Source organism: Streptomyces sp. NPDC003248 (genome assembly GCF_055563235.1).
In genome coordinates, this window is sequence record NZ_JBVHDT010000001.1 from 427,452 (window position 1) to 449,864 (window position 22,413).

The 22,413-nt window shown below is 72.6% G+C and carries 22 protein-coding genes; 14 read left to right on the forward strand and 8 right to left on the reverse strand.

Annotated features, from left to right (window positions below; genetic code table 11):
• The first annotated feature begins 30 nt into the window (after positions 1-30).
• Together ACZ3KJ_RS01850 and ACZ3KJ_RS01855 are read left to right on the forward strand one after the other, a co-directional pair.
• Positions 31-675 carry a mycothiol-dependent nitroreductase Rv2466c family protein gene (locus ACZ3KJ_RS01850; protein ID WP_467523824.1) on the forward strand — a complete coding sequence of 215 codons (645 nt, stop codon included), beginning with the start codon at positions 31-33 and terminating at the stop codon, positions 673-675.
• Positions 676-930: 255 nt separating this feature from the next.
• Entirely contained in the window at positions 931-1,542 is a 612-nt protein-coding gene (locus tag ACZ3KJ_RS01855; RefSeq protein ID WP_467524785.1) for a histidine phosphatase family protein, read from the forward strand.
• 141 nt (positions 1,543-1,683) lie between these two features.
• Here the strand turns inward: ACZ3KJ_RS01855 and ACZ3KJ_RS01860 are convergent, their stop codons facing one another.
• From ACZ3KJ_RS01860 to ACZ3KJ_RS01890, 7 genes are all read right to left on the reverse strand, one after another.
• Entirely contained in the window at positions 1,684-3,063 is a 1,380-nt protein-coding gene (locus tag ACZ3KJ_RS01860) for an amino acid permease (protein WP_467523825.1), read from the reverse strand.
• A gap of 112 nt (positions 3,064-3,175) precedes the next feature.
• On the reverse strand, positions 3,176-4,066 hold the full coding sequence (locus tag ACZ3KJ_RS01865) for a TauD/TfdA dioxygenase family protein (RefSeq protein WP_467523827.1): 891 nt from the start codon (positions 4,064-4,066) through the stop codon (positions 3,176-3,178).
• 12 nt (positions 4,067-4,078) lie between these two features.
• A complete protein-coding gene (locus ACZ3KJ_RS01870) occupies positions 4,079-5,431 on the reverse strand; it encodes an LLM class flavin-dependent oxidoreductase (RefSeq protein ID WP_467523828.1) in 1,353 nt (450 codons plus the stop codon).
• Between the two features lie 133 nt (positions 5,432-5,564).
• Positions 5,565-6,299: an ABC transporter ATP-binding protein gene (locus ACZ3KJ_RS01875; protein ID WP_467523830.1), complete on the reverse strand. Its 735-nt coding sequence runs from the start codon at positions 6,297-6,299 to the stop codon at positions 5,565-5,567.
• The gene (locus tag ACZ3KJ_RS01880) at positions 6,275-7,114 is read right to left on the reverse strand and encodes an ABC transporter permease (protein WP_467523831.1); all 840 of its coding nucleotides are present in this window, start codon (positions 7,112-7,114) and stop codon (positions 6,275-6,277) included. The genes ACZ3KJ_RS01875 and ACZ3KJ_RS01880 overlap by 25 nt, the downstream gene beginning before the upstream one ends.
• A gap of 5 nt (positions 7,115-7,119) precedes the next feature.
• A complete protein-coding gene (locus tag ACZ3KJ_RS01885; protein WP_467523832.1) occupies positions 7,120-8,187 on the reverse strand; it encodes an ABC transporter substrate-binding protein in 1,068 nt (355 codons plus the stop codon).
• A gap of 382 nt (positions 8,188-8,569) precedes the next feature.
• Positions 8,570-9,772 carry an ROK family protein gene (locus ACZ3KJ_RS01890; protein WP_467523833.1) on the reverse strand — a complete coding sequence of 401 codons (1,203 nt, stop codon included), beginning with the start codon at positions 9,770-9,772 and terminating at the stop codon, positions 8,570-8,572.
• Positions 9,773-10,649: 877 nt separating this feature from the next.
• On the opposite strand from ACZ3KJ_RS01890, the gene ACZ3KJ_RS01895 reads away from it, so the two are divergent.
• Complete coding sequence (locus tag ACZ3KJ_RS01895) at positions 10,650-11,231, forward strand: biotin transporter BioY (protein ID WP_467523834.1); 582 nt, start codon at positions 10,650-10,652, stop codon at positions 11,229-11,231.
• Between the two features lie 81 nt (positions 11,232-11,312).
• Here ACZ3KJ_RS01895 and ACZ3KJ_RS01900 read toward each other — a convergent pair whose 3' ends face one another.
• Complete coding sequence (locus ACZ3KJ_RS01900) at positions 11,313-12,029, reverse strand: hypothetical protein (protein WP_467523836.1); 717 nt, start codon at positions 12,027-12,029, stop codon at positions 11,313-11,315.
• A gap of 274 nt (positions 12,030-12,303) precedes the next feature.
• Between ACZ3KJ_RS01900 and ACZ3KJ_RS01905 the strand changes: the two genes are divergently transcribed.
• The 11 genes from ACZ3KJ_RS01905 (at position 12,304) to ACZ3KJ_RS01955 (ending at position 22,343) form a co-directional block, all read left to right on the forward strand.
• On the forward strand, positions 12,304-14,094 hold the full coding sequence (locus ACZ3KJ_RS01905; protein WP_467524787.1) for a serine/threonine-protein kinase: 1,791 nt from the start codon (positions 12,304-12,306) through the stop codon (positions 14,092-14,094).
• A gap of 78 nt (positions 14,095-14,172) precedes the next feature.
• Entirely contained in the window at positions 14,173-14,661 is a 489-nt protein-coding gene (locus ACZ3KJ_RS01910; protein ID WP_467523837.1) for a ribose-5-phosphate isomerase, read from the forward strand.
• 150 nt (positions 14,662-14,811) lie between these two features.
• Positions 14,812-15,621: an Fpg/Nei family DNA glycosylase gene (locus ACZ3KJ_RS01915; protein WP_467523839.1), complete on the forward strand. Its 810-nt coding sequence runs from the start codon at positions 14,812-14,814 to the stop codon at positions 15,619-15,621.
• A gap of 232 nt (positions 15,622-15,853) precedes the next feature.
• A complete protein-coding gene (locus ACZ3KJ_RS01920) occupies positions 15,854-17,032 on the forward strand; it encodes a SpoIIE family protein phosphatase (RefSeq protein WP_467523840.1) in 1,179 nt (392 codons plus the stop codon).
• Positions 17,033-17,255: 223 nt separating this feature from the next.
• The gene (locus ACZ3KJ_RS01925) at positions 17,256-17,588 is read left to right on the forward strand and encodes a hypothetical protein (RefSeq protein WP_467523842.1); all 333 of its coding nucleotides are present in this window, start codon (positions 17,256-17,258) and stop codon (positions 17,586-17,588) included.
• Between the two features lie 52 nt (positions 17,589-17,640).
• On the forward strand, positions 17,641-17,955 hold the full coding sequence (locus ACZ3KJ_RS01930) for a pore-forming ESAT-6 family protein (RefSeq protein ID WP_467523843.1): 315 nt from the start codon (positions 17,641-17,643) through the stop codon (positions 17,953-17,955).
• Between the two features lie 98 nt (positions 17,956-18,053).
• Positions 18,054-18,401, forward strand: coding sequence for a DUF6507 family protein (locus ACZ3KJ_RS01935; RefSeq protein WP_389512388.1), 348 nt, complete (start codon positions 18,054-18,056; stop codon positions 18,399-18,401).
• Entirely contained in the window at positions 18,398-20,953 is a 2,556-nt protein-coding gene (locus ACZ3KJ_RS01940) for an ADP-ribosyltransferase (protein WP_467523846.1), read from the forward strand. The genes ACZ3KJ_RS01935 and ACZ3KJ_RS01940 overlap by 4 nt, the downstream gene beginning before the upstream one ends.
• 21 nt (positions 20,954-20,974) lie before the next feature.
• Complete coding sequence (locus tag ACZ3KJ_RS01945) at positions 20,975-21,373, forward strand: hypothetical protein (protein WP_389512384.1); 399 nt, start codon at positions 20,975-20,977, stop codon at positions 21,371-21,373.
• Between the two features lie 160 nt (positions 21,374-21,533).
• On the forward strand, positions 21,534-21,977 hold the full coding sequence (locus ACZ3KJ_RS01950) for an HD domain-containing protein (RefSeq protein WP_467524789.1): 444 nt from the start codon (positions 21,534-21,536) through the stop codon (positions 21,975-21,977).
• A gap of 27 nt (positions 21,978-22,004) precedes the next feature.
• Positions 22,005-22,343 (forward strand): hypothetical protein, encoded by a 339-nt coding sequence (locus ACZ3KJ_RS01955; RefSeq protein ID WP_467523849.1) that lies wholly within the window; start codon positions 22,005-22,007, stop codon positions 22,341-22,343.
• Positions 22,344-22,413 lie beyond the last annotated feature (70 nt).

Below are 22,413 nucleotides of genomic sequence, written 5' to 3' on the forward strand. Positions count from 1 at the left end.
CCGGGGAAACGGTTCGCCCCGAGGAGAGACATGTCGGAGAAGACCCCCGTCGACTTCTGGTTCGACCCCCTGTGCCCGTGGGCGTGGATGACGTCCCGCTGGGTGCTCGAAGTGGAGAAGGTCCGCGACATCGAGGTCCGCTGGCATGTGATGAGCCTCGCCGTCCTCAACGAGGACAAGCTCGACGAGCTGCCCGAGGAGTACCGGGAGATGCTCGCCACCAAGGCCTGGAAGCCGGTCCGCGTGGTGACCGCCGCCTGGCAGAAGCACGGCGACGACGTCCTCGGCCCCCTCTACACCGCGCTCGGCACCCGCTTCCACAACAACGGCGAGGGCCCCACCCCGGAGGCCATCGCCGGCGCCCTCGCCGACGCCGGACTGCCCGCCGACCTGATCGACTACGCCGACCAGGAGGACTTCGAGTTCGACGCCGAGCTGCGCGCCTCCCACAAGGAGGGCATCGAGAAGGTCGGCCAGGAGGTCGGCACGCCGGTCATCGCCGTGCCCGGACCCGACGGCGAGCAGATCGCGTTCTTCGGCCCCGTCGTCACCCCCGCCCCCCGGGGCGAGGAGGCGGCCCGCCTCTGGGACGGCACCCTCGCGGTCGCCTCCGTCCCCGGCTTCTACGAGATCAAGCGCACCCGCACCAAGGGCCCGGACTTCAGCAACCTGTAGGTCCGCCCGGTCACCCGGCGTCGGGCGGGGCGGGTCCGCGCGGCACCTCCGGCGGACCCGCCCCGCCCCCTCGTGTCCGCGCTGTCCGGCCGGGGAAGCCTTCGTGACGGTGAGTCGGACCGGCCGGTACTTCCGTATCCGCCGGTGCGACGAACGATCGCCGACACCGGGGAGGGCACCGTGACGACCGTGGACACCGGCCGGGCCGCAGAGGCCGACGACACCGAGGACGAGCAGCCCGGAGCGACGCTCCGGCTGCGGACGGCCCTGCTCCTGGCCCGCCACGGGGAGACCGTGTGGCACGCCGAGAACCGGTATGCGGGGCTGACCGACGTGGCCCTCACCGACCGGGGCCGGGCCCAGGCGGAGGCGCTCGGCCGCTGGGCCGCCGCCCACCCCGTGGACGCCGTCTGGACCTCCACCCTCTCCCGCGCCACCGCCACCGCCGAACCCGCGTGCCGCGCCCTGGGTCTGGCCGCCCGGCGCGAACCCGCCCTGCGCGAGTGCGACTTCGGGGTCGTCGAGGGCCGTACGCTCGCCGAGTTCGCCGTGACGGACCCGCGGCGCGCCGAGGCCTTCCTGGCGGACCCGGTCGGGCACCCGTTCCCCGAGGCCGAGGACCCGCGGACCGCCGCCGCCCGCGGTGCCGCGGCCCTGCGCCGGATCGCCGCCGCCCACGAGGGCGGACGCGTCCTGGTCGTCGCCCACAACACCCTCCTGCGGCTGGCGCTGTGCCGGCTGCTGTCGCTCCCCGTCGAGCACTACCGCCGCCTCTTCCCCCGCCTGCGCAACGCCGCCGTGAGCGAGATCCGCCTGGAGGGACCGACCGTGTCCCTCATGTCCCTGAACGTCCCCTGCGAGCCGTAGGGCCGGCCGCCCCGGGAAGGCCCCCGTGCGTCACGTCTGGTCCCGGGGCAGGTCCGGGCAGGTCCGGGCAGGGCAGGTCAGGGCAGGGAAAAGGCCCTCACGGGTCTCACGTGAGGGCCTCGGACGGGACGCGGGACGGGGTCAGTCCCGGGCGAGCCGGCGCTGCCGGAGGTACCCGGCCGCCGCCAGGATCGCCGTCATCGCGCCCGTGGAGTACAGCTGCACCCGGGTGCCCGGCTCACGTGCCATCAGGACGAACACCGCCGCCATGCCGGCCAGCGCGACCCACGTCAGCACCGGGAACGCCCACATCCGCACCACCAGCTTCTCGGGTGCCTCGCGCTCCAGACGGCCGCGCAGCCGCAGCTGGGAGACGGCGATGAAGATCCAGACGACCAGGATGACCGCGCCGATCATGTTCAGCAGCCAGGTGAACACGTCGTCGGGCCGCCAGTAGCTCAGCAGCACGCAGACGAAACCGAAGACGCAGGAGACGAGGACGGCGGTCCGGGGGACCCCGGCGGAGACCCGGCCCAGCGCCGCGGGGCCCTGGCCGCGCCCCACCAGGGAGTAGGCGATGCGCGAGGCGCCGTAGATGTTGGCGTTCATCGCGGACAGCAGGGCGACCAGCACGACCACGTTCATCAGCTGGCCGGCGCCGGGGATGCCGAGCCGGTCGAGGGCGGCGACGTACGGGCCCTTCTCGACGACCTCCGGCGCGTCCCAGGGCACCAGGGTGACGATGACGGCCATCGAGCCGACGTAGAACAGCGCGATGCGCCACATCGCCGTACGGACCGCGCTCGCCACGCCCCGCACCGGGTTCTCCGACTCGGCCGCGGCGATGGTGACGGTCTCCAGGCCGCCGTAGGCGAAGACGGAGGCGAGCAGGCCGACGACCAGGCCCTCACCGCCGTGCGGAAGGAAGTCGGTGAGGTGCGAGGCGCCCGGGGAGTCCGTGCCCGGCAGCACCCCGGCGATCGCCAGCACGCCCAGCACCAGGAACAGGCTGATCGCCCCGACCTTCAGGGCCGCGAACCAGAACTCGAACTCGCCGAAGTTCTTCACGGCGGCCAGGTTCGTCCCGCAGAAGACGACCATGAACAGCGCCACCCACGCCCACTCGGGCGTGCCCGGCAGCCAGCCCGTGACGATCTTCGCCGCGCCGATGCCCTCCAGCCCGACGGCCGTGCACAGCAGCACCCAGAACGACCAGCCCGCGGTGAAGCCCGCCCAGGGGCCGATCGCCCGCTCGGCGTGCGCCGAGAAGGAGCCCGAGGACGGATACGCGGCCGACATCTCGCCCAGCATCCGCATCACCAGCATCACGAGGAGGCCGGAGAGGGCGTAGGCGAGGACGATCGACGGTCCGGCGGCGGCGATGCCCGCGCCGGACCCGACGAAGAGGCCCGCGCCGATGACGCCGCCGAGGGCGATCATCGACAGATGGCGCTGCTTGAGGCCGTGGGAGAGGGAGACGTCCGCCTCCGGCGGAGTGGTCCCTGCGGTGATGTGGGGCATGGGCGCGGCTCGTCCAATGCGTGAGAGGTCAAAAACCCCCACAGTCTGGGCGGCCCGTCCGCTGGAGGGAATGGGCCGCCCACTATCCGGACACGTCCGGAACGCCCCGTGGCTACGCCGCCACGGACGTGTAGTGCGCCGCGTCCCCCTGCACCGACCAGCTCTCCTTGCCGTCGATGCCGACCGGGACGTCACCGGCGACGGTCACCCGGTGCAGCCGGCGCGGCTGCCGGTCGTAGTTGTCGACGGCGTAGTGCTGGGTGATGCGGTTGTCGAAGATCACCAACTGGTTCGGCGACCAGCGGTGGCGCAGGACGTTCTCCGGCCGGACGACGTACGACTGGAGCAGGTCCAGGATCGTGCGGGACTCGCCCACCGACAGGCCGACGATCCGCTGGGCGAACCCGCCGATGAACAGTCCGCGCTCGCCGGTCAGCGGGTGGACGCGGACCACGGGGTGGGCGGTGCGGTACTTGATCGAGGTGAACTGGGCGCGCTGCGCGGCCCGCTCCTCGTCGACGTCCTCGGCCGGGACCGCGTAGTCGTAGTCGTTGGTGTGCTCCGCCCACAGCCCGTCGGCCAGCCGGCGCAGCGGCTCCGGCAGCTGCCGGTAGGCGGCCGCCGAGCTGGCGATCAGGGTCTCGCCGCCGTACGGCGGGACCGTCAGGCTGCGCAGGGTGCTGACCTGCGGCGGGTTGAGGACGAAGGTGACGTCGGTGTGCCAGTGGTTGGCGATGCCCTGCTCGCTGTCGACGGGCAGCACGTTGGGGGCGCCGTCGACGGCGGGCACGGTCGGGTGGGCGGTGGTGAGGTCGCCGAAGTGGCGGGCGAAGGCCTGCTGGCCCTCGTCGTCGAGGTCGACGTCGTCGAAGACCAGGGCCTTGTGGACGTCGAGTGCCTCGCGCAGGGCGGCGACCGTCTCCTCGTCGAGCGGCCCGGCGAGGTCGACGCCGGACACCTGGGCGCCGATGTGCGCGGTGACCTTGCGGATGTCGAGGGACATGGGTGGGTCCTTTCAGACGAGGGCGGGGGTGGCCGCCCCGGTGCCGGTGGCGTACCGGTTGGCGGGGCGGGGGAGGCCGTAGCGCTCCCGGAGGGTCTGCCGGGGGCCGTAGTCCGTGCGGAACAGGCCGCGGGCGCGCAGGAGCGGGACGACGTGGTCGACGAAGGCGTCGAGGCCGGAGGGCAGCAGCGCGGGCATGATGTTGAAGCCGTCGGCGGCTTCCTGCGTGAACCAGGTCTCGATCGCGTCGGCGACCTGCTCGGGTGTCCCGGCGAAGGTGAGGTGCCCGCGCCCGCCGCCGAGCCGGCCGATCAGCTGCCGCACGGTGAGCCGCTCGCGCCGGGCCAGCTCCACCACGAGCGTGTAGCGGCTCTTGGCGCCCTCGACGGCGTCCTCGGGCGGCAGGTCGGCGGGGAGCCGCGCGTCCAGCTCCAGGGTGCCCGGCTCCAGTTGCAGCAGGCTCTCCAGCCGGGACACCCCGTGCGCGTACACGATGTGGTCCTCCAGCACCCGCTCGTCCGCCCGCGCCTCGGCCTCGGTGGAGCCGATCACCGGGACGATGCCGGGCAGCACCTTGATGTGCTCGGGGTCGCGGCCGGCCGCCGCCGTACGGGACTTCAGGTCGGCGTAGAACGCCTGGGCGTCCTGGAGGGTCTGCTGGGCGGTGAACACCGCCTCGGCGTACCGGGCCGCGAACGCCTTGCCGTTCTCCGACGAGCCGGCCTGCACCAGCAGCGGATGGGCCTGCGGGGTGCGCGGCACGTTGAGCGGACCCTCGACGCTGAAGAAACGGCCCCGGTGCCGGGGCGGGTGGATCTTCGTGTCGTCCGCCCAGAGCCCGGACGCCTTGTCGGCGACGACCGCGTCGTCCTCCCAGCTGTCCCAGAGTTTCAGCGTCACGTCGAGGAACTCGGCGGCCCGGGCGTAGCGCTCGGCGTGCGCGGGTTCCGCGTCGAGTCCGAAGTTGCGGGCGGCCTCGGCGCCCGCGGTGGTGACGACGTTCCAGCCGGCCCGGCCGCCGCTGATGATGTCCAGCGAGGCGAACGCGCGGGCCAGGTTGTAGGGGAAGTTGTAGGAGGTGGACGCGGTGGCGATCAGGCCGATGTGCTCGGTCGCGGTGGCCAGCGCGGTCAGCAGCGTGAGCGGCTCGAGCGCGCCAGCCGGGCGCTGCGCGACCGTGCCCCACAGCTGCGGGCTGTCGGCGAGGAAGAGCGAGTCGAAGGTGCCGCGTTCGGCGGCCCGGGCCAGGCGCACGTAGTGGGCGAGTTCCACGTGGGCGTACGGGTCGCTCTCGGGCAGCCGCCAGGACGCCTCGTGGTGGCCGGTGTTCATGAGGAAGGCGTTGAGGTGGAGTTGCCGGGGCATGGGGGTCCTTCGGGTGGGGCGGGGCCGGACGGCTGTGTCCAGCCCGTCCGGCGTGTGAGGACGAGGCCCGTTCAGGGCCGAAGCGGGGGCCGGGGGGCGGCCGCCCCCGGTGGGCGGTCACCGCGGCGGACGGTCATGCGACGTCCTCGGTGACGCCGAGCGCGGCGAGCAGTCGTTCGCGGTACTCGCCGAGCAGCGGGTCGCGGTACGAGCGCGGGTGCGGGCGGGTGATGGTCAGGTCGAGGCCGATGCGGCCGTGGTCGAGGACGAGGACCCGGTCGGCGAGCACGATCGCCTCGTCCACGTCGTGGGTGACGAGCAGCACGGAAGGCCGGTGGTGCTCCCACAGCTCGCGCAGCAGGGTGTGCATCCTGATGCGGGTGAGCGCGTCCAGCGCCCCGAAGGGCTCGTCGGCCAGCAGGAGTTCGGGCTCGCGCACCAGCGAGCGGGCCAGTGCGGCGCGCTGGGCCTCGCCGCCGGACAGCTCGCTGGGCCAGGCCCGTTCGCGGCCGGCGAGCCCGACCTCGGCGAGGGCCTCGCGGCCCTTCTCCTCGGCCTCCTTGCCGTCCAGTCCGAGCAGGACGTTCGGCAGCACCCGCCGCCAGGGCAGCAGCCGGGAGTCCTGGAAGACGACCGACACCCGCTCCGGTGCCGTCAGCTGCCCGCTGCCGGTGACCTCGTGGTCGAGGCCCGCGACCGCCCGCAGCAGGGTGCTCTTGCCGGAGCCGCTGTGCCCGAGCAGGGCCACGAACTGGCCGGCGGGTATGTCCAGGTCGATGCCGTCGAGGACGGTACGCCCGTCGAAGGAGCGGGTGAGTCCCCTGAGCCGGACGGCGGGACGGGTCAGCTGCTCAGTGTGCGGCGCCACGACAGCACCCTCCGTTCGATGAGACGGACCGCGCTGTCGGAGATCAGACCGAAGATGCCGTAGACGACCAGACCGACCAGGATGACGTCCGACTGGCCGTAGTTCGTCGCCTGGAACATCATGTAGCCGAGGCCGCTGGTGGCGTTGATCTGCTCCAGGACCACCAGACCGAGCCAGGAACCGGTCACGCCGAGCCGCAGCCCCACGAAGAACCCGGGCAGCGCTCCGGGGATGACGATCTCCCGGATGAACCGCGCCTTGGACAGGCCCTGGACCTCGGCGAGTTCGACGAAACGGTGGTCGATGCCGGACAGCGCGGCGTGCGTGTTGAGGTAGATCGGTATGTAGACGACGATGGCGATGATCGCGATCTTGAAGGTCTCGCCGATGCCCAGCCAGAGGATGAACAACGGGATGAGGCCGAGGGTCGGGATCGCCCGGTTGAGGTTGACCGTCCCGTCGATCAGCGCCTCGCCGGTGCGGGTGAGCCCGGACGCCAGCGCGAGCACCACCCCCGCGGTCAGGCCGATCGCGAAGCCGGACCCGGCCCGCTGCAACGAGGTGAGGATGTCGGTGGTCAGCGTCCCGTCGGTCCACAGGTGGGCGCCGGACTCCAGCACCGTCCAGGGCGCCGGGATCGCCCCCGGATCGAGCCGTCCGGCGGCGGAGGCGGCCGCCCACAGGGCGAGCAGCAGCAGGGGCCCGGTGAGGCGGGCGGCGGGCAGGCGCCGGCCGGGGGCGAGCCCTCGGCGGCGGGTGCGGGGGCGCTCGTCGGCGGCGACGGCGGGAGCCTTGTGCAGGGTGGTCGTGGTCATGGCGGTCACTTCCGGTACTCGGCCGGTACGGACTGCGCGGCGATGCCCTCGAAGCGGTGGTCGAAGAGCTCGCCGACGTCGAACTTCTTCACGAAGCCGCCCTCCGCGAGCAGGTCGGCCGTCTCCTGTTCCCACGCGATCGCCTCGTCCCAGCTCGGCGGGAACAGCGGCTTGTTGGCGAGGGCGGTGACGGCCTCGGCCTGGGCGAGGGTCAGGTTCTGCGTCTTGACGTAGAACTCCTGGTTCCAGACGTCGGGGTTCTCGTACTGCCACACCTGGCTCTGCGCCCACTGCGGGACGTACGCGGCGATCGCGGCCGCCTTCGCCCGGTCGTTCAGCACGGACACCGGCGCCCACAGCAGGTTGAGCAGGTCGACGACGTCGGTGGCGATGGTGCGGGCGCCCTTGGACCCGTACTGCTGGAGGTAGGACGGCGCCTGGGTGTTGCCCAGCGGGGCGATGTCCACCTGGCCGGACTGGAGCGCGGTGAGGAACTGGTTGCTGGTCAGCGGGACGAGGTCCACGTCGTCGTACGCCAGGCCGGCCTTCTTCAGTGCCCGCAGCAGGACGACGCCCTGCGCCTGGCCCTGTGAGAACGCCAGTTTCCTGCCCTTGAAATCGTCGACGCTTTCGATGTCGCTGCCGGGCTTGGTGGCGAAGAGGTAGTTCGGCTTGCGCGTGATGTTGATCGCGACGATCTTCGCGTCGAATCCCTGGTAGTGCGCCTGGATCGGCGGGATGCCCGCATTGTTGGCGACGTCCAGGGATTTCGCGCGGAAGGCGTTGATGACATCGGGGCCGGCGCCGATGTTCAGCCAGTTCGACACCTTGAACGGCAGCTCGGGCAGTTTCGCCAGCTTGAGCTGGAGTTCCTGCGCGTTCAGATAGGAGGCGATCTTCAGACTGGTGCCGGCGGGCACCTTGTCGGCGAGCGGAGCCGTCGAGGCGCCCTCGGACCCGGTGGCCGCGCTGCTCTCGGCGCAGCCGCTCAGACCGGCCGCGGCGGCGGTCACTCCGAGCAGGGAGGCGATGAAGAGGCGCCGGTCGACACCGGGCGCACGGGAAACGGGCATGGGAGGACCCCCAGACAGGAGCGGCGGAGAGACGGCGGCGGGGCGCGGCGGCGGGGCGGCGGCCGTGGGCCGTGGGAGACGGGCGGGATTCCGGGCAGGAAAGGAATCCGACGCGGAAGACCGATACGGTGACGCGGGAAACGGGATGCACCCGAGGAATTCACGCAGGGAACTGATGCGGAGGACTCGCGCGGGGAACTCGTGCGGCGCATGTGCCCGGGCAGGGAACTCGCGCGGAGAGTTCACGGACGGAATTCACTCGGGGGAGAGGAGAAGTGCGCGCTCCCGGCGCGCCGGGGCGTCAGCAACAGAAGGTGCGACAGCTCATGAGGTAGATATTCCATGCCACGTCGGGCTCCTGTCAACATTCCGAGTTTCTGAATTAATTCCCGTCGTGCGGCACGGCGAGCGGATCTCGGTAGAGCACGTCCAGGGCCACCGCGCCGCCCGCCACCGCCAGCACGGAGTCCGCGAAACTCGTCGGCGCCACCGAGGCCGCGCGCGCCGGCCCGGCCTCCGCGCGGATCGCCGCCAGGCAGTCCTCCCGGGCGAGCGCTCCGACCTCCGTCACGACCACGCGCTCCGGGTTGAGGACGTCCATCAGCAGCGCCACCGCCCGCCCCACCGTCCGGGCCCGCTCCAGCAGCAGCCGTACGGCCACCGGGTTCCCGCCGGCCGCCGCGGCGACGACGTGCATCGGGTTCGTCCCGTCGGTCACCCCGGCCGCGCGGGCACGCCGGCACAGCGTCCGTTCGCTCAACTCCGCCTGGAGGCAGCCGGTCCGCCCGCAGGCGCACGGCTCGCCGCCCCCGGCCAGCGGCAGATGGGCGATGGCGCCCGCCTGCGACCGCGGCCCGTGGTGCACTTCGTCGCGGGTGGCGAACGCCGCGTCGACGACGTTGCCGGCGAACAGGTGCAGCACACTGCCGCTGCCGCGCGCCCGCCCGAACAGCCGCTCCGCGTTGACCAGCGCCCGCGCGTGCCCGTCCACCTGGACCGGCAGCCCGGTGCGGTCGCCGATCGCCTCCCGCACCGGCACGTCCCGCCATCCGAGCAGCGGATGCTCCACGACGGTCCCCGCGTCCCGGTCGACCCAGCCGCCGACGGCCACCCCCACCCCCAGGGCCCGGCGGCCGGGAGCGGAGGCGAGCAGCGCCTCCAGCCCGTCGGCGGCCCGTGCCAGCACGGCGAAGGGGTCGGTCCCGCGGTGCTTGGCCTCCCGCCGCGCCACCACCCGGCCGCGCAGATCGAGCAGCGCCACCGTCGTGTACGGCACGGCCACGTGCACGCCGCCCACCACGAACCGCCCGTCGTCCAGATCCACCGGGACGTGCGGCCTGCCCGCCCCGTTGCCGCGCCGCGGCGCGTCCGTCTCCCGGATCAGCCCGAGGCCGCTCAGGTGGGCGCAGTGGCCGGTGACGGAGGCCGGGGACAGCCCGGTCAGCCGGGCGATGGTGCTGCGCGCGACCGGCCCGTGCTCCAGCACGGACCGCAGGATCACGCTGGCGCTGGTCCGCCGCCGGTCGCTGTCGGCGACCCGGGGGACGGGAGAGGGGGTGGGAGGGAATGCCGTGGTACGGGACATGAGGAGTTCCTCGGGGCCGGTCCGACACTGCGCCGTCTGCGAAGGAGGCGGGACGGATCGGCTCCGCCCGCCTCACCGGGGCGAGCGACAGGCGGCCGCGCCGACGCGCCGCAGGTCGACGTGGCGACGCGACGAGAAGTTCCGGGCCTGGGCAACCATGGGCCCGAAGCTAGCAAAGCGGTCCACCGCTGCCCAGACGGCGACCGACGGGCGAGACGGCGGCGGGGGTGGTGGCGGCGACGGGGGAGATGGCGGCGGTGGTGGTGGCGACGGGGGTGACGGCGGCGGTGGTGGTGGCGACGGGGGTGACGGCGGCGGTGGTGGTGGCGGCGAGGGGGGGGACCGGCGGTGGTGGTGGCGGGGGAGACCGGCGGTCGTGGCGGCGACGACGGGGAGACCGGCGGTGGTGGCGGGGGAGACGGTGGCGGCAGCGGGGATGCCGGCCCGCGCCGGCGGTGCCGGTCCTACCGGGTGGTGGCGGGCCGGACCGAGGGGCCGGTTCTACCGGGCGGTGGCGCCGCGCCGGGCGGTGCCGGTGGGTCTGCGGGTGCCGGTGGTCCGCGGGTCTCGGTGCTTCGCGGGGGTTGGTGGTCCGTACGGCCTGGTGGTCTGTGCGGCCTGGTGGTCCGTACGGCCTCGGCGTTCAGGTCGCGCCCGATTGGCGAAACCCTACAGACGCCCGTCCCTCCCTCTCCGTAGGCCGCACCACGTCACCTCAGTGACCAGCGTCACGCCGTACCGGGTGTAACCACGGCATGTTGTCCAAAGCCCACCAAGTCCCCGAACGGCCGTTTGTCGACCCGTGACGGTGATGGGCCCCACTCCCCTGGGATAGCGTCACGGTGTCCCGAACCGCCCCCGACCCCGCGGAGTCCCCATGAGCACCGCTGCCGCCACCCCCGCCAGCCCCGGACAGGTCCTCGCCGACCTCCTCCCGGCCTCCCGTGTCCGGGACGTCGCGCTCGTGCTCGGCGGCGCCGCGCTCACCGGCCTCGCGGCCCAGATCGCGGTCCCGGTGCCCGGCTCCCCGGTGCCGGTGACCGGCCAGACCTTCGCCGCGCTGCTCGTCGGCACGACCCTGGGCGCGCGGCGCGGATTCCTCTCCCTGGCCCTCTACGCCGTGGCGGGTGTCGCGGGCGTGCCGTGGTTCGCGGACGGCGCGTCCGGCGCGGCCGCCGTCTCCTTCGGCTACGTCCTCGGCATGATCCTCGCCTCCACGGTGGTCGGCGCCCTCGCCCGCCGCGGCGCGGACCGCACCATGTGGCGCACGGCCGGCACCATGCTCGTCGGCGAGGCCATCATCTACGCCGTCGGCGTCCCCTACCTGGCCTACGCCGCCGACATCTCCGCCTCCGCCGCGATCGCCGCCGGGCTCACCCCGTTCCTGATCGGCGACGCCCTCAAGGCGGCCCTGGCGATGGGCCTGCTGCCCAGCGCCTGGAAGCTCACCCGCCGCTGACCCCGGGGGCCGGTACGAGAAGAGGCCCGCCCGGCCGTCTCACGACGGCAGGGCGGGCCTCTGCCGTTCCCCCCTCGCCCCTCAGCCCCCAGCACCTCGCCGCTGCGACCACCACAGTCCGGCCGCGCCGGCCGCGAGCAGTGCCGCCCCGGCCGCGCCGAGCGGCACGACCTCGCGGCCGGGCCCGGTCCTGGGCAACTCGTCGCCGCCCGGCCCCACGGGCGTGTTGTCGGTGCCGAGCAGCAGCGGGGTGGCGGGCGCGTTCGGTGACGGGTTGGTCGTCCCGAACGGCACCGGGCCCTGCTGCCAGAACGTCTTCGACCCGTCCGTGGTCTGGACGGGCAGACAGATCTTCCCGGCCTTGCCGAGATCAAAGGTGGCGTCGATGTCGTACGACGTCGACGCCCCGGCCGCCAGGGAGCCGACGGGGCAGGAGAAACCGCTGTTCGAGCCCTCGGGGAGATCCTTCTCCGCGATCCGTGAACACCCCTTGACGTTTTCGACCGTCAGCCCGTCGAATCCGACGACCAAAAGCCTGACCGCACCGCTTTCCTTGGTCCCCTCGTTCTTCACCGTGGCGGTGATCGCCGTTTCCCGGGAGTCGTTGTCGACCGAGATCCGCTCCGGCAGGAGCGTGGTCAACTCGACGCCGTCCGGCGCCTGGTCGACGGCCTTTCCCCCCTCGCTGCTGCCGGGCCCCTGGTCGTCCGCCCCGGCGGGCACGGAAAGCACCAGCACCGCCGAGAAAGATGCCGCGACCAGCGATCCGGCGACCGCCGACATACGACGAGAACTCATGTTCGCCCCCCTTGGCTGCGCCTGAATTCGCAGTACTTGAAGAGGTACCACAAGATTTCTCCGCACTATGCTGGTGCGGCACCAAGTGTGACCATTGTTTTCAGGAAGCGGGCAATGGAGGGGGTGACGTGAATTGCCGGGTGATGCGAGGAATGCGGGAGGAGCGGGGGGCCCGGGAAACACGGGCGGTCCGGGAAACACCAGGAGTTCCGGGATTCCGGGTCTTGTGGTGGCGGGACGCTATCGGCTGGTCGAGAGTATCGGCCAGGGGGGAATGGGGCGGGTGTGGCGGGCCAACGACGACATGCTCGACCGGCAGGTCGCCGTCAAGGAGATGCGCATCGACGGCCTCGACGCGGAGGACGCGCGCACCCGCCGCGAACGCACCCTGCGCGAGGCGAGGGCCACCGCCCGGATCGACCACCCCAACGTCGTCCGCGTCTACGACGTCGTCGACGAGGGCGAACGCCTCTGGATCGTCATGGAGCTGGTCGCCGGCCGCTCCCTGGAGCGGATCACGGCCGAGGAGGGACCCCTCGACCCGGGCGCGACGGCCCGGATCGGCCTCGGCCTGGTCACCGCGCTGCACCAGGTGCACGCGCGCGGTGTCCTGCACCGCGACATCAAACCGGGCAACGTCCTGGTCGAGGACGGCGGCGAACGCGTCGTGCTCACCGACTTCGGCATCGCCGCGATCCAGGACACGACGGCGCTCACCATGGCCGGCATGCTGGTCGGTTCCCCCGACTACATGGCCCCCGAGCGCATCTCCGGCCGCCCGCAGGGTCCGCCGTCCGACGTGTGGTCCCTGGGCGCCACCCTCTGCGCCGCCCTGGCCGGCCACTCGCCCTTCTCCCGCGACACGACCCTGGCGACCCTGCACGCGGTCCTCTACGAGGAACCCGAACTCCCGCCCACGGCAGGGCCGTTGCGGGACATCCTGGCCGCGCTCCTGGAGAAGGAACCGACGGTCCGCGCACGTCTCACCGACCTGGAGTCGGTGTTGCGGCCGGTGGCCTTCCCGGCGCCCGCGCCGCCTTCGCCGGTACCGCCGCCCGCACCGCCGGAACCGCCTGCACCGCCCGCACCGCCTGCCCCGCTTTCGCCGACCCCGGTGACTCCGGCGGCGGCCGGGGAGGAAACGGCGCGGGCGGCGGCCGGAGAGCCGCCGTCCCCGGAGACACCGCCCCGGCCGCCGGGGAGCCGGGCCGGGGCACGGCCCGGTGCCCGGCCGCCGGCGGACCCGCGCCGGCCGGAACCCCACGCGGCCGGCGGAGCCCCGCCCCCCGCCCGCCCCGGCGTCTCGCTCACACGGTCCCAGGCGCCCACCGAGCACAGGCCTGCCGCGCCGCCCGAGCGCAGCCCCAGCGCGCCGGCCGCCCCCGCACCCCGCCCCGCCGGGCGCCGCCCCCGCCTCCCCGTCGCCCTCCGCCGCCGTACGGCCCTCGCGGCCGCCACCGGCGTCACGGCCGTGGCCGCCGCAGTCGCGATCGCGCTGGCCTCGCCCGGATCGGGCCACGGCGGGAACCAGGCCGGTTCCTCACCCACGCACCACCCGGCCACCACCTCCGCCACCACGCCCACCCCCACCCCCACCGCCACGCCCACTGCCACCGTCGAGGGCACCTCCAGACCGCCGAGCCTGCCGCCCGGCGCGCACCAGGAGGCCGGCGGGTACGCGTGGGCGCCGCCCGAGGGCTGGCGGCGGGACGTGAAGACGGGTGCCGAGGTGCACTACACGTCCCCCGACGGCACCCAGGAGCTCGTGGCCAGTTCCTCCCTGGCCCGGGGCGACCTGATCGACACCTGGCGCACCTCGGAACGCAACGCCCACCAGGGCCGGGACTACCGCAAGATCCGCCTGGAGGAGACGACGTTCCGCGGCAACCCGGCGGTCGTCTGGGAGTACACGTTCACGCTCCAGGGCACCCCCTGGCACGCCCGCCTCCTCGGTTTCGACGAGGGCGGGACGTCGTACCAGATCAACACCTGGTACCAGCCGCACGTCGAGACGGCGGCGCTGCGCACGTACGACGAGGTGAAGGAGAGCTTCACCGTGCTCTGAAAGGAGGGCCTCTCGGGCCGGCTTTCGGCCACGACACCCGGCGCTGCCACCCGGTGGCGCGCGTGTCACACTCGTCCCATGCGCGTGTATCTCGGCTCGGACCATGCCGGCTTCGAACTCAAGAACCACCTCGTCGAATGGCTCAAGGCGGCGGGTCACGACCCGGTCGACTGCGGCCCCCACATCTACGACGCCCAGGACGACTACCCGCCCTTCTGCCTCCGCGCCGCGGAGCGCACGGCCGCGGACACCGGCTCCCTCGGCATCGTGATCGGCGGCTCCGGCAACGGCGAGCAGATCGCCGCGAACAAGGTCGAGGGCGTCCGCGCCGCCCTCGCCTGGAGCGAGGAGACGGCCTCCCTGGGCCGGCAGCACAACAACGCCAACGTCGTCGCCGTCGGCGCCCGCATGCACACCGAGGAGGAGGCGACGAAGTTCGTCGAGACCTTCCTCAACACGCCGTTCTCCGGTGACGAGCGCCACATCCGCCGCATCGACATGCTCGCGGCGTACGAGACGACCGGCGACCTGCCGCCCATCCCGGCGCACCACCCGCAGCAGGACTGACGCACCGCACCCCGGCAGCGGGACCGACGCACCCCACCCCGCTGCGGGGCAGGTGCACCCCACCCCGCAGCGGGACCGACGCAGAACCCACCCGCCGGCGCCCCCTCCCGGGGCGCGGCCGGGACGGCAGGGCAGGAAGGACGCCGCACCGTGCCAGAAGGGCACACCATCCACCGGCTGGCCGAGGACTACGCCGCCCGCTTCCGGGGCGGGCCGGTCCGCCTCAGCAGCCCCCAGGGCAAGTTCTCCGACGCCGCCGCCCTCCTCGACGGCTCGGTCCTCCACGCCACCGAGGCGCACGGCAAGCACCTCTTCCTCGGCTTCGGCACCGACACCTGGATCCACATCCACCTCGGCCTCTTCGGCAAGGTCGCCTTCGGTGACGCCCCCGCGCCCCCGCCCACGGACACCGTCCGCCTGCGCCTCACCAACCCCACCGCCCACGTCGACCTCCGCGGCCCCACGACCTGCGCGCTGATCACGGACGGCGAGAAGCGCGCGATACACGACCGCCTCGGCCCGGACCCCCTGCGGGCCGACGCCGACCCGGACGCCGCGTACCGCCGCGTCTCCCGCAGCCGTACGACGATCGCCGCCCTCCTCATGGACCAGAAGGTCATCGCCGGCGTCGGCAACGTCTACCGCGCCGAGGTCCTCTTCCGGCACCGCATCGACCCCTACCGCCCGGGCCGGGACATCACCCCCGCCGAGTGGCGGGCCGTCTGGTCCGACCTGGTCGCCCTCATGCGCGAGGGCGTCCGTAACAACCGCATCGACACGGTCCGCCCCGAGCACACCCCGGAGGCGATGGGCCGCCCGCCCCGCGTCGACGACCACGGCGGCGAGGTCTACGTCTACCGCCGCACCCACCAGCCCTGCCACCTGTGCGGCGACGGCATCCGCACCGCCGACCTGGCGGCCCGCAACCTGTTCTGGTGCCCCACCTGCCAGAGACCCTGACCCCGCCCGGACCGCCGGGCGCACGCGCGGCCGCGGCGGCCGTCACCGACCCGCCGCCGCAATCACCACGAACCCGCGCCCAACGGCCGGATGCGGGACGAGTCAGGGAATTTCTCCCTCTCCGCGGCACGAGTGCTTTCCATGCCGTTCACTGTGAAGTCGAGCCTCGGACGGGGGACAAGTGGGACCTCCCGTGCCAAGCGGCGGGTTGGATGGATAGGGTCCCGAACTAATGGCAGCAGGACGACAGCGGCGCTCGGAAGCCGAGACGTTGACGGCCCGGTTCAAGCACCTGGTGCACCGGGTCCGCACCGGCGTGCGCAGAAGCGCCGTGGACTACTTCCGCGGCGACGGTTCGGACTGGATCGCGCTGGCCGGCCTGCTGCTCACCGTCCCCCTGATCGCGGTCACCACGCTCGCCGACTCGGTCTGGTGCTCACCGGCCGCGCTCGTCCTGCCCATCGTGGCCGGCGGTCTGCTGCTGCGCCCGGCGAGCCTGCTCGGCCTGTACGCGGCGGCGGCCACGGCCCTGATCGTGGAGTCGGTGCAACTGGGCCCGTACACGGAGGGCCCGTCCCGCGTCACCCCCGGCGTGGTCCTGGTCGTGGCGGCCTGTGGGTTCTTCGGCCTGCTCATCGCCCAGTTCCGCAGCCGGGTCGGCGTGCCCTGGCGGCGCGGCGGCACCATGCTCTTCGACCTGCGCGAACGCATCCGGGTGCAGAGCAAGCTGCCCAAGCTGCCGCAGGGCTGGCACCGCGAGATGGCGCTGCGGCCGGCCGGCGGACAGTCGTTCTCCGGCGACTTCGTCGTCGCGGCCCGCACCAACGGCGGCCGCACCATGGAGGTCGTCCTCACGGACGTCTCCGGCAAGGGCATGGACGCCGGCTCCCGGGCCCTCCTGCTGTCCGGCGCCTTCGGCGGCCTGCTCGGCTCCCTGCCCCCGCACGCGTTCCTGCCCGCCGCCAACGGCTACCTCCTGCGCCAGGACTGGGACGAGGGCTTCGCGACCTCCATCCACCTCGTCCTCGACCTCGACTCCGGCGACTACGAGCTGTACTCCGCCGGGCACCCGCCGGGTCTCCAGCTCAGCTCCGGCACCGGCCGCTGGGAGGAGAAGGCCGCCGAGGGTCCCCTCCTCGGCGTGTACGAGGGCGCCCAGTTCGACCCGGTGAAGGGCTCGCTGCGCCCCGGCGACGTGCTGATGCTCTTCACCGACGGCCTGGTGGAGACCTCCGACCGGGACATCATGGAAGGCATCGACCGCCTCACCGGCGAGGCCGACCGCTATGTCGCCGGCGGCTTCCAGGGCGCCGCCTGGCACCTGATCGAGGCGGTCGCCAAGGACGTCAACGACGACCGGGCGCTCCTGCTCGTCTGCCGCGAGGGCCCGACGGCGGCCATGTCCCGCTGACGACCGCCCGGTCATGTCCCGCTGACGACCGGCCGGCCATGTCCCGCTGTGCCGCTGACGATCGGTCGCTCATGTCCCGTTATGTCCCCGCGGGTCGGTCATACGTTTGTGCCACCTCCGTAACTGCGACCGCTTCCCGATTGCCCCGCCGAGCGGAGAGTTGCTACCAATGGAGTGCGTACAGGTGTGACAAGCAGGTCCCAACGGGGGAGGCGGGTTCGGTATGAAGTTCGACATGGGTGCGCAGACGCTGTCGACGCTGATGCGTGATTCGCGTGGGTCGAGCGATGACCTGGGGTCGTTGGTGCGGCAGCTGGTGCAGGCCGCGCAGCCGTTGGAGGGGAAGTTCAACGGCACGGGCCGGGTGATGTTCGACCAGTTCAAGGCGCGCGCGGAGGAGATCGCGAACGACCTGAACTCGTCGCTGTCGGCGATCCTGGGCGGTCAGTCGGGGATGGAGTCGGCGTTCTCCTCGGGCGACCAGGAGCAGGGTGACAACGCGCGGCAGCAGATGGCGGCGGCGAACTTCGACGCGGCGCGCTTCGGCGCGCGTTGAGTGCGCGGCCTGAGTCCGGTCCGGTTCTGTTTCTTTTCACGGGGAGTGTGTGATGGCTGGTGCGGGTGCTGATCGTCGTTCGTACGACTCGGGTGCCTCGGCGGATGCGCAGGGGAACATCCAGTCGGTGATCGCCCGGTTGGAAGAGGTGATCGGGCAGCGTGACCGTCAGGTGAAGACGGCGATGGCGGACTTCACGGCGGACGGTGTGGCGGAGGAGTACCACGGCAAGGAGCAGCGGTGGAACAACGCGTCCAATGAGGTGCGGAACATCATCGGTCTGCTGAAGTCGACGCTGGAGAAGAACGACGGTACGGCGCAGTCGACGGCGCAGCGGGCGAAGGCCGCGGTCGACAACATCGGCTGACGTACCGGTACGGCGGTCGGATCCGGAAAAGCGCGTTCCTGACTTACGGGGGTTTCGTAGTGCCCGGCTGGGATTTGAAGCCGCAGGGTATTCAACAGGTGCTGAAGACGACGGGTGAGACGGCGTCGGGCCTGCAGAAGCAGGCGACGGCGTTCGGTGAGCATCTGACGTCGGCGGCGTCCAGCGCGGGCACGATCTCCGCGGACGCGCCGGCCGCGGGTGGTGAGCAGGCGCAGGGCGGTCTGGTGGCGCTGGCGTTGTCGCAGTTCGCGGAGCGGGCGTCGAAGGACCTGGAGTTCGTGGCGGCGCGTGCGGGCAAGTCGTTGCAGGGCGTGGTGGACGCGACGACGGCGTATCTCAACGGTGACGAGGAGATGGCGGCGGAGGCGCAGCGCAACACGCTGAAGGCGCCGAAGCTGGACGCGCCGGGAGTCGGCAAGGCGTGATCGATCCGGAACAGATCCCGCAGTTCACGGGCGATCTGGCGCAGTTGGAGCTGGACCACGCGGCTCTGAAGAAGGACGCCGAGAACGTCCGGGACACGGGCAAGGACATCAACTCCCGGTTCCAGGGGCTGTCGGCGTTCTACCAGGCTCCCGAGGCGGAGCAGCTGTTCGCCACCACCAAGCCGGTGCAGGACCGCGCCGACGACTTCGCCGGCGACCTCGAGACCGTGTCCTCCGCGCTGTCCTCCTACGCGACGGAGATCCGCCCCCTCGTCTCCAGACTGAAGTCCCTGAAGACGAAGGCACACACGTTCGTCGACTCCGTCAAGGACGACGACGAGTGGGAGTACGACGAGGACAAGGTCGAGGAGCACAACCGGCTGCGGGACGACATCACGGCGACGGTGGCGGCGTTCTGGGCGGCGGAGCGGACCTGCCACAACAAGATCACCGCGTTGTGGGGCGGGACCCAGATGGTCGCGGGCGACGGTTCGGAGCGCACCGACCAGTACGGGTTCGACGCGGAGGACATGAAGAACGCGAAGCTTCCCTGGGGTGACCCGGTGGAGGAGAAGCACCACTGGTACGAGGTCGGCCACTGGGTGAAGTCGTTCGTGTGGGACGGTCTGATCGTCGACGGTGTGTGGGGGACGATCAAGGGTCTGGGGACGCTGGTCGGGTTCGGCGGCTGGGAGGCGATGGGCCAGGCCTGGAAGGGGCTCGCCCAGCTCGCGACCGGTCTGGTCCTGACCGGGATGCCGTTGGTGGGCACGGCGTTCTGGCTGCTGCCGGACGACAAGCTGCCGTCGTGGCTGCGGGACTCGCGCACGGCGATGAAGGAGACCGGCAAGGCGCTGGTGGCGTGGGACGAGTGGGGCAAGAACCCCGCGCGTGCGGCGGGTGCGGTCACCTTCAACGTGCTGACCACGGTGTTCACCGGCGGGACGGGAGCTGCCGCGTCCGGCGCGGGCAAGGCGGGCGCGGTGGCGAAGGTCCTGTCGGTCGCCGGGAAGGCCGGCAAGGTCATCGACCCGATGACGTACATCGCCAAGGGCGCGGGTGCGGGCCTGTCGAAGATCGGCGACATCACGAAGGCGCTGAAGGGCGTCGGGACGATCGACATCCCCACGCTCCCGGACGGCTCCGTCCAGCTCCCCGACGGCCGCGTGATGGAGCCCAACGGCAACCTCGTCTCGCCCGACGGCACCATCGACACCACGCCGGTTCCCCACGAGGCCCCGGCGTCGTACCGGACACCCTCCGGACTTCCGTCCCACTGGACGATCCAGTCCCCCGAACCACCGGTCTACGCGGGCGCCGCGCACACGGCCGACGGCGGCGCTCACGCCGGTGCCGCGCACGCGACGCCCGACGGCGTCCACGGCGGCGTCCCGCACGGCACCGGTGACACGGTTCCGGCGGGAACCCACTCCGGTACGACACCGTCGGCGTGGTACCACGACACCCCCACGGCCGGTACCACCCACGACCTGCCGGCCACCACCCCCCACGACCTGCCGGCCACCACCCCCCACACCGGCGGACACGAGGTCCCCGGCACGGGCGGACACGGTCCCGACGCACCCCAACCCCACGGCACCACGGGCCACGACACCCCCACCGCCCACCCGGACGACACCCCGCACGGCGCCGGTCATGACGGTGCCGGTCACGACGGTGCCGGTCACGACGGTGCCGGTCACACGGACGATGCGACGCACGCGGGCGACCACCCGGAGGCCGGGGACCCCCCGGACGTCGGGGACACGGCCGCGGACGCCGTCGCGCACCACGGCGCCGACGCACCGGCCGCCCCGGGCCACACGGGCACGGACGTGCCGGGTCACGGCGGGGCCGGGGAGCCGTTCGAGTACAAGCCCCACGTCTCCGACGCGGAGTGGGACAAGCTCACCCCGGCGGAACAGCACCGGGTGGCGCTCGCCGAAGTCTCCGAGGGCACGGTCCCCTTCCCCACGGACGCCGACGCCGTCCGCTACGGCCAGGCGTACTGGAACCACTACGCGGAGAACATGCCGGAGGTCCGGCGGAAAGCCGTCTGGGACTACACCGACGAGCCCAACTACGGCCTCCCGGCCCCGCATCCCGACGGGTGGGGAACGTACAAGGAGATGAACGGCTACCTGCGGGGCGACACCTCGAAGTGGAGCCCGTACGTCCAGCACAACATCGACGAGGTCGACGCGGCCCTCGCGGGCCATGCCGTTCCGGAGGACGTCATGGTGGTCCGCGGCACCGGCATCGGCCACCTCGACCTGGACGATCCGCTCGAGATGCTGGGCAACACGTACACCGACAGGGGATACATGTCCACGTCCCTCGGCAACCACCCCGTGGCCGCCTTCGCGGGCGAGGACGCCATCCTGCACCTCCGGGTCCCGAAGGGGACCCCCGCGCTGTGGGTCGAGAAGGTCGGGAAGTTCGGCATGGGCGAGCGGGAGCTGCTCCTGGGGCGCGGCACGCAGTACCGGGTGACCCGTGTGTTCAGGGAGAATGGCCAGATCCAGGTGTACGGCGAAGTGCTGCCGCGCTAGCGAGGAGAGGAAGGCACGACCATGAGCCGGGAGCGGAACACCAACCCCCGGATGACGGAGCCCCTCCGGTTCGAGGAGGTCGCGGGGCCCGCCCGGTACGCCCGCAGCACGGACAAGCCGGTGCGTTACGTGACGGTGGCGAACGGACAGGGAGCCGTCCTCGGCTACGTCTGGGCGAACGACGAGGACGACGCGGCGGGCTGGAAGGCGCGGAGCGCGGGCGGCGACGAGGCGTTCAACCGGGGCGCCCTGTACGTGTCCCGGCTCCGGGACGCCAAGGCCCGCGGGCTGCGCCCCACGGCCGCCCTCGCCGAGCTGGTCCGGGACTCCGACCCCGCGAACCCGAGCCATGTGGTGCCCGGATCCCTCACCGGGGCCCCCGGCCTGGAGACGGTGCGGCAGCTGGCCGAGGAGAGCTGACCGGCACCCGGACGGCGGCGGAGGGGCGGAGACCGGACGCCGTGCCCGATCCGCCCCCCGGGTGTACGCCCCACCCTCCCGTGCCTTATGTTGCACGGGCAAAGTAAGGGGGAGCTTGCATGCCGCAGTACGGGCACCATGGAAGGCACGCGTCGTGAGCATGGGTCTCGCCGAGGTCGAGGCCGTGGCGCGGGCCGCGCACGCCGGCCGGACGGACAAGGCCGGGCGGCCGTACTCCGAGCACCTGAGGGCGGTGGCCGAGGGCGTGCGCGCCCGGGGCGGCGGTGACGAACTGATCGCCGCGGCCTGGCTGCACGACGCCGTGGAGGACGGAGTGCTGAGCGAGGCATGGCTGGAGACAGCCCTCCTCGACCAGCGGACCAAGGACGTCGTCCGGGCGGTGACCAAGCGGCCCGGCGAGACGCCCGAGGCGTACGCGCGGCGGATCCTCGCCACACCGGGCGCCCGGCTGGTCAAGACCGCCGACCTCGCGCACAACGCGGACCCGGCCCGGCTCGCCCGGCTCGACGAGGCCACCGCACGGCGCCTGGAGCGCAAGTACGACGCCATGAGGCGGTACCTCGGCCTCACCCCTGACGACTGACGGCACCCAGCACAGGACGACGACTGAATGGCACGGGACTACGACAGCCAACTGCTGGAGTCGGTGGCGGTGCGGCGCCGCCGGATGCGCGACGCGCTGCTGTTCGGCACCCTGCGCGGCCGGCGCACGCTGGACGAACGGCTCGGCAAGGTGTTCGCGGGCATCGCGATCGCGGCCGTCCTGTGCGCCGGCTGCGTCGGCTGGTCCTTCCTCCAGGCCACCCTGGCGAAGCAGAAGGCCGAGCAGGAGCAACAGCAACAGCAGCAGGAACAGCTGTACGAACCCACCGGCGGCAGCCCGTCCGCCGACGCTACGGGCGCGACGGGTGCGACGGACGCTACGGACGCCACTGGGGAGAAGCGGTGAAGAAGACGAGCACGCGTGACGGGTTCATTTCAGACGCGGCCCGTGGCCGAATTGACGCGATGATAGGTTC

Coding starts and splice junctions, on each gene's coding strand:
- ACZ3KJ_RS01910 (WP_467523837.1), top strand. CDS start 14,173: ATGCGCGTGTATCTCGGCTCGGACCATGCCGGCTTCGAACTCAAGAAC.
- ACZ3KJ_RS01945 (WP_389512384.1), top strand. CDS start 20,975: ATGAGCCGGGAGCGGAACACCAACCCCCGGATGACGGAGCCCCTCCGG.
- ACZ3KJ_RS01930 (WP_467523843.1), top strand. CDS start 17,641: ATGGCTGGTGCGGGTGCTGATCGTCGTTCGTACGACTCGGGTGCCTCG.
- ACZ3KJ_RS01920 (WP_467523840.1), top strand. CDS start 15,854: ATGGCAGCAGGACGACAGCGGCGCTCGGAAGCCGAGACGTTGACGGCC.
- ACZ3KJ_RS01925 (WP_467523842.1), top strand. CDS start 17,256: ATGAAGTTCGACATGGGTGCGCAGACGCTGTCGACGCTGATGCGTGAT.
- ACZ3KJ_RS01850 (WP_467523824.1), top strand. CDS start 31: ATGTCGGAGAAGACCCCCGTCGACTTCTGGTTCGACCCCCTGTGCCCG.
- ACZ3KJ_RS01865 (WP_467523827.1), bottom strand. CDS start 4,066: ATGTCCCTCGACATCCGCAAGGTCACCGCGCACATCGGCGCCCAGGTG.
- ACZ3KJ_RS01885 (WP_467523832.1), bottom strand. CDS start 8,187: ATGCCCGTTTCCCGTGCGCCCGGTGTCGACCGGCGCCTCTTCATCGCC.
- ACZ3KJ_RS01950 (WP_467524789.1), top strand. CDS start 21,534: ATGGGTCTCGCCGAGGTCGAGGCCGTGGCGCGGGCCGCGCACGCCGGC.
- ACZ3KJ_RS01955 (WP_467523849.1), top strand. CDS start 22,005: ATGGCACGGGACTACGACAGCCAACTGCTGGAGTCGGTGGCGGTGCGG.
- ACZ3KJ_RS01860 (WP_467523825.1), bottom strand. CDS start 3,063: ATGCCCCACATCACCGCAGGGACCACTCCGCCGGAGGCGGACGTCTCC.
- ACZ3KJ_RS01900 (WP_467523836.1), bottom strand. CDS start 12,029: ATGAGTTCTCGTCGTATGTCGGCGGTCGCCGGATCGCTGGTCGCGGCA.
- ACZ3KJ_RS01870 (WP_467523828.1), bottom strand. CDS start 5,431: ATGCCCCGGCAACTCCACCTCAACGCCTTCCTCATGAACACCGGCCAC.
- ACZ3KJ_RS01890 (WP_467523833.1), bottom strand. CDS start 9,772: ATGTCCCGTACCACGGCATTCCCTCCCACCCCCTCTCCCGTCCCCCGG.
- ACZ3KJ_RS01895 (WP_467523834.1), top strand. CDS start 10,650: ATGAGCACCGCTGCCGCCACCCCCGCCAGCCCCGGACAGGTCCTCGCC.
- ACZ3KJ_RS01880 (WP_467523831.1), bottom strand. CDS start 7,114: ATGACCACGACCACCCTGCACAAGGCTCCCGCCGTCGCCGCCGACGAG.
- ACZ3KJ_RS01905 (WP_467524787.1), top strand. CDS start 12,304: ATGGGGCGGGTGTGGCGGGCCAACGACGACATGCTCGACCGGCAGGTC.